The 3,559-nt window shown below is 32.8% G+C and carries 7 protein-coding genes; all 7 read right to left on the minus strand.

Annotated features, from left to right (window positions below; all coding sequences use genetic code 11):
• Positions 1-1,711: 1,711 nt before the first annotated feature.
• Positions 1,712-1,864: an InlB B-repeat-containing protein gene (locus tag PHF25_09165; protein ID MDD4528178.1), complete on the minus strand. Its 153-nt coding sequence runs from the start codon at positions 1,862-1,864 to the stop codon at positions 1,712-1,714.
• Between the two features lie 18 nt (positions 1,865-1,882).
• Positions 1,883-2,221, minus strand: a complete 339-nt coding sequence (locus PHF25_09170; protein ID MDD4528179.1) for a hypothetical protein — start codon at positions 2,219-2,221, stop codon at positions 1,883-1,885.
• A gap of 2 nt (positions 2,222-2,223) precedes the next feature.
• Positions 2,224-2,673: a hypothetical protein gene (locus tag PHF25_09175; GenBank protein ID MDD4528180.1), complete on the minus strand. Its 450-nt coding sequence runs from the start codon at positions 2,671-2,673 to the stop codon at positions 2,224-2,226.
• A 3-nt stretch (positions 2,674-2,676) separates the two neighbouring features.
• A complete protein-coding gene (locus PHF25_09180; GenBank protein ID MDD4528181.1) occupies positions 2,677-2,814 on the minus strand; it encodes a hypothetical protein in 138 nt (45 codons plus the stop codon).
• Between the two features lie 3 nt (positions 2,815-2,817).
• A complete protein-coding gene (locus PHF25_09185; GenBank protein MDD4528182.1) occupies positions 2,818-3,078 on the minus strand; it encodes a hypothetical protein in 261 nt (86 codons plus the stop codon).
• Positions 3,078-3,281 (minus strand): hypothetical protein, encoded by a 204-nt coding sequence (locus PHF25_09190; GenBank protein MDD4528183.1) that lies wholly within the window; start codon positions 3,279-3,281, stop codon positions 3,078-3,080. The genes PHF25_09185 and PHF25_09190 overlap by 1 nt, the downstream gene beginning before the upstream one ends.
• Before the next feature lie 72 nt (positions 3,282-3,353).
• A partial coding sequence (locus PHF25_09195) for a hypothetical protein (GenBank protein ID MDD4528184.1) occupies positions 3,354-3,559 on the minus strand: 206 nt, incomplete at its 5' end.

Consider the following 3,559-nt stretch of genomic DNA (forward strand, 5'->3'; position numbering starts at 1 on the left):
CGTGAGATACAGTTTGTGTTTTTAAAACGCTTCCATTCCAATTTTTAAATACAACTGTGTATGTTTTTATAGTTCAACCAGCATATAAAGTTATATTTGAAGTTAAAGCAGCTCCTGCAGATGCTTGGTTTAGTAATAATGAATCATAAAACCAACCAACAAAATTATATCCAGTTTTTGTTGGAGTAGGTAGTGGATTAGGAAGTGCTGTTATACCAGAAGCTGTAGGTACAGTAGTTCCACCATTAGCATTATATGTTACAGTATAAGTAGTTAATGATCATCTAGCATAAAGGTTTTTAGGAGAAGTAGTTGTTACTACAGTCGAAGGTGTAACTTGAGTTCCACCAGAACTGGATGAAACACTGAACCAACCGACAAAGCTATAGGACGATCTAGAGACTGTAGCAAGTGGTCCGTAAGCTTCTCCAAAATAAACTGTTTTTGAAGATGGCGAAGGAACTCCACCACCATTGCTATTAAATTGTACTGTGTATGCTGTGCCTTTTCATTGCGCATAAACTGTTGTATTTGCATTAAATACTGTATTTGTTGTTATTTTAGTTCCGCCAGAAGTTGCTGTATATCAACCTTGAAAAACATAATTGGTTCTAGTAGAATTTGGTAAACTTGTAAGTTTATATCCTCCATCAAAATGAACCGACTGAGAATTTGGAGATGTTCCTCCATTACCATTAAAAGTTATTGTATATATAGGTTTCCATTGTGCATAAACTGTTGTATTTGCACTAAATACCGTACTTGTTGTTATTTTAGTTCCGCCAGAAGTTGCTGTATATCAGCCTTGAAAATCGAATCCTGCTCTAGTAGAATATGGTAAACTTGTAAGTTTATATCCTTCATCAAAATAAGCTGATTGAGAATTAGGAGATGTTCCTCCATTACCATTAAAAGTTATAGTATATATAGGTTTCCATTGCGCATAAACTGTTGTATTTGCACTAAATACCGTATTTATTGTTATTCTAGTTCCGCCAGAAGTTGCTGTATATCAGCCTTGAAAATCGAATCCAATAGCGCTCGCACTAGGAAGAGGATTTACTTTATAATTTTGTGGCGAAGATACTTCTCTTGTTGTAGAATTACCTTTTGTATCACTAAAAGTTATAGTATAAACTGGGTCTTGTGTTCATCTAGCGTAAGCATAAATATAACTATTTGTAGTGACGACTTTTACTAAAGAAGTAGAAGTTATTTTATTGCCACCACTAGAAGCATCATATCATCCTACTCAAGTATATCCTTCTCTTGAATAAGGTTCGCTATTCAACTCAGTTCTATTATAAGGCTCATTATATGTAACAGTAGAGGAATATTCAAAACCGTGGGAATAATATAAAGTGTATTGTTTTGGAGTATATTTTGCATAAAAATTATATTCTTGACCATATTCGCCTAAATCTGGAACGGTTGTTCAAGTAATTTTAGTACCTGAACCATTATATCCATGATATGTTGTTCCAGTCCTACTGTTATACCATCCATTAAATGTATATCCAGGTCTAGTTGGAGGTGTTGGTAAAGTAATACTTTCTCCGTAATATTTTTCTATAAAACTTGCTACTACGGAATTGTTATAATCATAGAATCTAATGTTGTAATCTTCTAGTATTCATCGCGCATAAACTGTTGTATTTGCACTAAATACTGTACTTGTTGTTATTTTTGTTCCGCCAGAAGTTGCTGTATATCAACCTGAAAAATGATATCCTGTTCTAGTAGAACTTGGTAAGCTTGTTAATTTTTGATTTGTTGTTGTTTGAGAACTTGGAGATGTTCCTCCATTACCATTAAAAGTTATAGTATATTCAGGTTCTTTATCTTTTACATAAACATAATTCATCCATGTTTTATCTATATTTCATGTATCCATTATAGTTATTCCAGAAGGAACAGTTTCGCTTGTGGAAATAATATAATCGTCAGGATATGGATATACTCCTTCTGATCCACTTTGATAAGAACCTCTAAAGTAGGTATCTATCATCCAAAAATTCGGATTTCCTCCTCGAGATGAATAGAAACTACTGCTATCACTAAATAACATCCATTCTATACTACTAAACGGTGGTTCAGCATTGATATACCAAGATCCAACTGATATTGCATCATCAAATTTGATAACTGTTTCTAAATCAACACCAAAGGTTTTTCCTACGTCATTGGAAGTTATTTTTCTATATCCTACAGGTATTGCCATATTTAATTACCTCCAGTGTATAATTTAGTAAAAACATCATTACTATCTTTTTTGTAAACTATAATATAAGGTTCGACAGAACTTGTAATTGCTAAATATAAATTATCATTTGAAAAACTACAACTTGTTGCTACAGCAGTTAATGCTGGAACATTTAGTTTTACAAAATTATCACCCGTTCTTTTATAAACTGTAAGAAAAGGGTGAAGATTATGTACAACTGCTAAATATGTGTCATCACTTGAAAAAGCTAAATCTATACCATTCCCGGTAGGAGCTGCTATATTTAACTTAGTAAAACTATCTCCATTGCCTTTTTTGTATATCGTTAAAAACGGACTAGTATTATGAGCAACTGCTAAATATTGATTATTATTAGAAAATTGAGAGCTCTTTCCAGAGCCTCCGACCGCGGGGAGATCTCCAGTCGTCAGTATTTCCGCATTAGACAATGCTCAATTTGGTTTACCAATAATCGTTTGAACATAAACAGGATCGCCTTTATTAATTTCGTCTATAAAAAGAGTTGTTATTTCATCAACTCCTTTTACGTCACTAATTCGTCCTATTATTTTCGGTTTTATTACTGGCATATCTTACCCCCAAATTATTCTTATTTTTTTTAATTGACCTGAATTTCCATTTTCTATTGCATATCCTAGGCCAGCAATTGTTGTCTTATTATTTTTTATTGTTGATATATCGTTCACTTTATAGGCTCTTGTGGTAGAGTTAATTACTTTTATATATATTTTATCTCCCGTCTTTATTTCTTCATTAAAAATTGCAGTAGTTTCTAATTCGCCATTTACTATTTTTTCTGCACCACCAGGTATTGCTTTTCTAAAGACAGGCATTAAACCGTACCTCCCTCTGTTTTAATTATTGAATACTTTACTGTAATAGAATTTGAAGGTTTAACTCCAACTGAAAATATCAATTCATTTGTTCCAATAGTGGCATCTAATCCATACTCTGCAAATATTTCATTATTACCATCTAAAATTACCGTATCACTATCTTTTAATCCAGGAATTGAGACTGGATACTTTAAATCCACAGCACCCCATTGAGTTGATAATATTGTTTTTGTATATGATTTTGATTCTGAAATTTGAGTATAAGCAGTATCTCAATTTTCAATTTTTTCAGTAGTAACATTACTAGCTGGATGGGAGCTAAGTAGATAGTCAGGTAAGTCAGTTATACTTGCCTTAGTATGAGTGTGTCCTTCTTTACTATAATCTACTCCAAAAGAGATGTTTGTGTACCAAGCAGTATCTCCTACTCCGTGGTAATCCATTAACCACCCAATTTTTGCTTTTGCTGTTCCAGGAG

Source organism: Candidatus Margulisiibacteriota bacterium (assembly GCA_028706105.1).
GTDB lineage: Bacteria > Margulisbacteria > Riflemargulisbacteria > GWF2-35-9 > DYQY01 > DYQY01.

What these genes read in the sequence shown, in the direction of transcription:
- PHF25_09170 (MDD4528179.1), bottom strand. Translation starts at nt 2,221, where the DNA reads ATGGCAATACCTGTAGGATATAGAAAAATAACTTCCAATGACGTAGGA.
- PHF25_09185 (MDD4528182.1), bottom strand. Translation starts at nt 3,078, where the DNA reads ATGCCTGTCTTTAGAAAAGCAATACCTGGTGGTGCAGAAAAAATAGTA.
- PHF25_09165 (MDD4528178.1), bottom strand. Translation starts at nt 1,864, where the DNA reads ATGAATTATGTTTATGTAAAAGATAAAGAACCTGAATATACTATAACT.
- PHF25_09180 (MDD4528181.1), bottom strand. Translation starts at nt 2,814, where the DNA reads ATGCCAGTAATAAAACCGAAAATAATAGGACGAATTAGTGACGTAAAA.